The organism is Streptomyces sp. NPDC058375 (assembly GCF_042723425.1).
GTDB classification, from domain to species: Bacteria; Actinomycetota; Actinomycetes; order Streptomycetales; family Streptomycetaceae; genus Streptomyces; species Streptomyces durocortorensis.
The window spans coordinates 1-5,483 of sequence record NZ_JBHXJG010000359.1; the positions used below are offsets into that span (position 1 = coordinate 1).

Genomic DNA, 5,483 nt, shown 5'->3' on the forward strand with positions numbered 1-5,483 from the left:
AGTAGCGAGAGCGCTTGTGGCGCCCCCGGGCCCCGGCCCGGGGGCGCCGTCATGCCCGTGCGGCGGGGGGCGGTGCCGTGGAACCGCGTACGACGAGGTCGACCGGCAGGCCGCCCGGCTCAAAGGGGCGGCCGTCCAGCACGGCGAGCAGCGCCTCCATGCCCCGCTCCCCGACCTGCTCGGCCGGCAGCCGCACCGTGGTCAGCTCCGGCTCCAGCGCGGTGGCCAGCGCCAGGTCGTCGAACCCGGTCACCGACAGCTCGTCCGGCACCCGCAGCCCGAGCCTCCGGGCGGCCTTGCAGGCGCCGGCGGCCAGGATGTCGTCGTCGCAGACGATCGCGGTGGGCCGGTCCCCGGCGGCCGCCAGCGCCTGTTCGGCCGCCTCGCGCCCCGCCCGTACGTCCAGCGGGGCCCGTACCGTACGCACCGTCGCGTCCCCCGCCGCGCCCAGCGCGTCGTGCAGCGCCCGGGCGCGTACCGCGAACGTCCAGGTGTCCACGGCGGACGCCAGATGCAGGAAGCGGCGGTGGCCGAGCCCCAGCAGATGGCCTGTCACCTGCCGCATCCCGTCGGCGATGTCGACGTTCACATGGGCGGCGGGGCCGGTGTCCGAAGGGTCGCTGTCCAGCATCACCAGCGGCAGATCCGCCCCGTGCAGCGCGCCCAGCGCGTCGGCGGCCATCGAGGACGCGATGACCCCGTCGAGCGCCGCGCGGGCCGAGGCGAACGGATCCCGGGCCGGGCCCGTCCCGTCCGGCGAGGGGTAGAGCACCACGCCGAAGTCGTGCTCGGCGGCGACCGCCGCGGCCCCGGCGTACACCCGGGCGAAGAACTCGTTGGTGAGCGCGGGCACCACCAGCAGCGCCGTTCTGGTGCTGCCGAGCCGCAGGCTGCGGGCCGCCAGATTGGGCCGGTAGCCGAGCTCCGCCGCGGTGTCCCGGACCCGCTGGGCGGTGGTCTCCGACACCCGGCCCGGCCACTTCCCGCCGAGCACCAGGGAGACCGTCGCCTGCGAGACGCCCGCCGCACGGGCCACGTCACGGCTGGTGGGCCGGGCGGGGACGGGCTGCTGCGCGCTGGTCACTCGGGCCTCCGTGCGGGATGTTTCCGTGACGCCGCGAGGTGGACCCGCGAACTGCGCACATGGTACGTATGAACCTCGACGTTATACGTAACACCTCGGGGGCGGCACCGTCGGCCGGGGCGGAGAGGGGCGGGAATGGCCGCGGGATATCTGGACATCCTCCGGGCGCGGCATGCCGCCCGGCTGCTGACGGGCACCTTGGTGGGGCGGCTGCCCAACGGCACCGCGCACATCGCGATCGTGCTGTTCACCCGGGCTGAGGGCGGCAGCTACACGCTGGCCGGCGCCCTCACCGCCGCGTACGGACTGGCCACCGCCGTCGGGCAGCCGCTGCTCGGCCGGGCGGTGGACCTGTACGGGCAGCCGCGCGTCCAGCTCCCGGCCGCCGTGGTCTCCGCGCTCGGGATGGCCCTCCTGGCCCTCGCCGGCCTCGGCTCGCTCCCGCTGGCCTACCTCGCCGTCATCGTCGCCGGAATCGCCACACCGCCCCTGGAGGGCGGCCTGCGGGCCCTGTGGCCCAGCGTCCTCAAGGGCGAGGGCCAGGTGCACCGGGCCTACGCCATGGACGCCGTGGCGCAGGAGATCATGTTCACCGTCGGACCGCTCCTGGTGACGCTGCTCGTCTCGCTCTGGTCCCCGGCCGCCGCCCTGCTCGTCATCAACGCCATCGGCGTCCTCGGAGCCCTGTCCGTGGTCCTGTCCGAGCCCTCGCGCACCTGGCGCTCCGCACCCCGAGAGGCGCACTGGCTCGGCGCCCTGCGCTCGCCCGGACTCCTCGCGCTCCTCGGCGCGTTCTTCTTCGTCGGGCTCGCCCTCGGCTCCATCACCGTGGCCGGGGTGGCCTACGCCGACGACCACGGCCGGGAGTCGGTCTACGGCTGGCTGATGGCCGCGCTCGGCCTCGGCGCGCTGATCGGCGGACTGGCCTACGGGGCACGGCAGTGGGCCGGCGCCCCCGAGAAGCGGCTGCGGATCATCGTCGGGCTGCTGGCGCTGGGCTATCTGCCGTTGACGCTCACCCCCTCGGTGCCCGTCATGACGGCCTTCGCCGCCCTCGCCGGAGTGTTCCTCGCACCGGCCATCGCCTGCTCCTTCATCGTGGTCGACCGGCACGCACCGCGCGGCACGGTGACCGAGGCGTTCTCGTGGCTCGTCACCACGTTCGGCGTAGGCGCGGCAGCCGGTTCGGCCGTCGCCGGACCGGCCGTCGAACTCGGCTCGACCGCCTGGAGCTTCGCCGTCGCGGGGGCCGGGGGAGTGGCGGCCCTGATCGTCCTGCTGACCACCGGGAAGCTCCTGGAGACACCCGTCCGTACGGCCGCCGTCGTGACGGGATCGGAAAATGATCGAAACGGTGCCGTCGAACCCGGTTTCAGCTCGGGCCATAAGGCGTAATGTTCAGTCATGGACCGCCGCATTTTCGGGCTGGAGAACGAGTACGGCGTCACGTGCACGTTCAGGGGACAGCGCCGACTGTCACCTGACGAAGTGGCGCGCTACCTCTTCCGCCGTGTTGTGTCATGGGGCCGCAGCAGCAACGTCTTTCTGCGGAACGGCGCCCGCCTCTACCTCGACGTGGGATCGCATCCGGAATACGCCACCCCCGAATGCGACAACGTGACCGAACTGGTCACGCACGACAAGGCGGGCGAGCGCATTCTCGAAGGCCTGCTCGTCGACGCCGAACGCCGCCTGCACGAGGAGGGAATCGCGGGCGACGTCTATCTCTTCAAGAACAACACCGACTCGGCGGGAAACTCCTACGGCTGCCACGAGAACTACCTCGTGGCCCGGCACGGAGAATTCTCCCGGCTCGCGGACATCCTCATTCCGTTCCTCGTCACCAGGCAGCTGATCTGCGGCGCGGGCAAGGTGCTCCAGACCCCGCGCGGCGCGGTCTACTGCGTCAGCCAGCGTGCCGAGCACATCTGGGAGGGCGTCAGCTCCGCGACCACCCGCTCCCGGCCGATCATCAACACCCGCGACGAACCGCACGCCGACGCCGAGCGGTACCGCCGCCTCCACGTCATCGTCGGTGACTCGAACATGTCCGAGACGACCATGCTGCTCAAGGTCGGCGCCACCGACCTGGTGCTCCGCATGATCGAGGCGGGCACGGTGATGCGCGACCTGACCCTGGAGAACCCGATCCGGGCGATCCGCGAGGTCAGCCACGACCTCACCGGACAGCGCAAGGTGCGCCTGGCCAGCGGCCGGGAGGCCTCGGCCATCGAGGTCCAGCGGGAGTATTACGAGAAGGCCGTGGACTTCGTCGAGCGCCGGGGCATCCGCACCGGCACCGTCGACCAGGTCCTCGAGCTGTGGGGCCGCGCCCTCGACGCGATCGAGGCCCAGGACCTCGACCGGATCGACACCGAGATCGACTGGGTCATGAAGTACAAGCTCATCGAGCGGTACCGGGCCAAGCACAACATGACCATGTCGAATCCGCGGGTCGCCCAGATAGACCTCGCCTACCACGACATCCACCGCCGCCGCGGTCTCTTCTATCTCCTGGAGAAGAAGGGGCAGACGGCCCGCATCTGCAACGACCTGAAGATCTTCGAGGGCAAGTCGGTGCCCCCGCAGACCACCCGGGCGCGGCTGCGCGGCGACTTCATCCGCCGGGCCCAGGAGCAGCGGAGGGACTTCACCGTCGACTGGGTCCACCTCAAGCTCAACGACCAGGCGCAGCGCACGGTGCTCTGCAAGGACCCGTTCCGGTCCGTGGACGAGCGGGTGGAGAAGCTGATCGCCGGCATGTGACCGGGCCGGTTCGTGGGAAAAGGGACACAGTGTACGCCGGGGCGCGCAGCCCCGGCGTACAGCCGTGTCGGTACCCGTGATGCCGCCGGGGCGAAGTCGTAGAGTGGCGGGAGTGCCCGGAGCCCCCTACGCGAGTTGGACTGATGATCCCCACGAAAACTGCCCGGCGTGCCGCCGCTGTACTGGTCGTGCCCGCTCTGCTGATCACCGCCGCCTGCGGTTCCGATTCCAAGGACGACGCCGCTCCGAAGAAGTCGGGGCCCGTCGCCGAGGTGTCCGGGAAGTTCGGCGCCGAGCCCAAGATCGAGATGCCCAAGGGCGCCAAGGTGTCCGACGAGGTCGTGGCGAGCGACGTCTCGACCGGTGACGGCGCCGAGGTGAAGAAGGGCGACATCGTCCGCCTGGACTTCGTCGGCAACATCGAGGCGCTCGGCTCCACCTGGGCCCAGCGGCAGGGCGCCGACCCCAAGGCCCCCCGCGCCCAGGTCGTGCAGGAGGTCGGCCAGCAGGGGCAGATGCTGCCGACCAAGGTCGCGGACGCGCTGACCGGCCACAAGGTCGGCAGCCGGGTCCAGGTCGAAGGCACGGCCGAGGCGATCGTCGGCGAGCAGCTGAACCCGCAGTCCGGGATCAAGCCCACCGACCCCCTGGTCTGGGTCGTCGACATCGTCAACGCCAAGAAGGTCGACAAGAAGGGCGAGGCCAAGGGCGACCAGGCCGCCAGCGAGGCCGGGATGCCCGAGGTGAAGGCCGCGCCGCAGAAGGCCGCGACCATCACCATCCCCAAGGGCGAGAAGGCCCCGAAGGACCTCCAGGAGCAGGTGCTGATCAAGGGCGACGGTGCCGCGGTCAAGGCCGGTGAAGGCCTGGTCGTCCAGTACACCGGGGTGAAGTGGGAGGACGGCAAGAAGTTCGACTCCTCCTGGGACCACGGTGGCGCGAGCGCCTTCCCGATCGGTGTCGGCGGTGTCATCCAGGGCTGGGACAAGGGACTGGTCGGCAAGCACGTCGGCGACCGCGTCCTGCTGACCATCCCGCCGAACCAGGCCTACGGCGCCGACCCCTCCAGCCAGCTGGCCAAGAACAACCTGGTCTTCGTCGTCGACATCCTCGGAACCGTCTGAGACACCCTCGGTACGGTCCGAGCGGCGGGGCGACCCGTGCGAAACTTGTGGGGTTTTCCCCAAGATTCTTTTAGGAGCAGTTCAGTGAGCATCGAGAAGCCCGAGGTCGACTTCCCGGGCGGCGAGCCGCCGGCCGATCTGGAGATCAAGGACATCTGGGAGGGCGACGGCGCCGTGGCCCAGCCGGGCCAGACCGTCTCCGTCCACTACGTGGGCGTCTCCTTCTCCACCGGTGAGGAGTTCGACGCCTCCTGGAACCGCGGCACCCCGCTCCAGTTCCAGCTCGGCGCCGGCCAGGTCATCTCCGGCTGGGACAAGGGCGTGCAGGGCATGAAGGTCGGCGGCCGTCGCCAGCTGACCATCCCCGCCCACCTCGCCTACGGCGACCGCGGCGCCGGCGGCAAGATCGCCCCCGGCGAGACGCTGATCTTCGTCTGCGACCTCGTCGCGGTCTGATCCGTTCCGGTCGCGCGCATGAGCGCATGAGGGCCCCCGCCACACGGCGGGGG

The 5,483-nt window shown here is 71.1% G+C and carries 5 protein-coding genes; 4 read left to right on the plus strand and 1 reads right to left on the minus strand.

Features of this window, described 5'->3' with window-relative positions; translation table 11 throughout:
• Window positions 1-49: 49 nt before the first annotated feature.
• Window positions 50-1,084, minus strand: coding sequence for a LacI family DNA-binding transcriptional regulator (locus tag ACFWM7_RS33165; RefSeq protein ID WP_383267915.1), 1,035 nt, complete (start codon window positions 1,082-1,084; stop codon window positions 50-52).
• A 135-nt stretch (window positions 1,085-1,219) separates the two neighbouring features.
• Here ACFWM7_RS33165 and ACFWM7_RS33170 point away from each other — a divergent pair, with 135 nt between their 5' ends.
• From ACFWM7_RS33170 to ACFWM7_RS33185, 4 genes are all read left to right on the plus strand, one after another.
• Window positions 1,220-2,479, plus strand: coding sequence for an MFS transporter (locus ACFWM7_RS33170; RefSeq protein ID WP_383267919.1), 1,260 nt, complete (start codon window positions 1,220-1,222; stop codon window positions 2,477-2,479).
• Between the two features lie 9 nt (window positions 2,480-2,488).
• Complete coding sequence (gene pafA / locus ACFWM7_RS33175; RefSeq protein ID WP_010057126.1) at window positions 2,489-3,850, plus strand: Pup--protein ligase; 1,362 nt, start codon at window positions 2,489-2,491, stop codon at window positions 3,848-3,850.
• 143 nt (window positions 3,851-3,993) lie between these two features.
• On the plus strand, window positions 3,994-4,974 hold the full coding sequence (locus ACFWM7_RS33180; protein ID WP_383267923.1) for an FKBP-type peptidyl-prolyl cis-trans isomerase: 981 nt from the start codon (window positions 3,994-3,996) through the stop codon (window positions 4,972-4,974).
• An 84-nt stretch (window positions 4,975-5,058) separates the two neighbouring features.
• Window positions 5,059-5,430 carry an FKBP-type peptidyl-prolyl cis-trans isomerase gene (locus tag ACFWM7_RS33185; RefSeq protein WP_205082119.1) on the plus strand — a complete coding sequence of 124 codons (372 nt, stop codon included), beginning with the start codon at window positions 5,059-5,061 and terminating at the stop codon, window positions 5,428-5,430.
• The last annotated feature ends 53 nt before the right edge of the window (window positions 5,431-5,483 follow it).

What these genes read in the sequence shown, in the direction of transcription:
- ACFWM7_RS33170 (WP_383267919.1), top strand. Translation starts at nt 1,220, where the DNA reads ATGGCCGCGGGATATCTGGACATCCTCCGGGCGCGGCATGCCGCCCGG.
- pafA (WP_010057126.1), top strand. Translation starts at nt 2,489, where the DNA reads ATGGACCGCCGCATTTTCGGGCTGGAGAACGAGTACGGCGTCACGTGC.
- ACFWM7_RS33180 (WP_383267923.1), top strand. Translation starts at nt 3,994, where the DNA reads ATGATCCCCACGAAAACTGCCCGGCGTGCCGCCGCTGTACTGGTCGTG.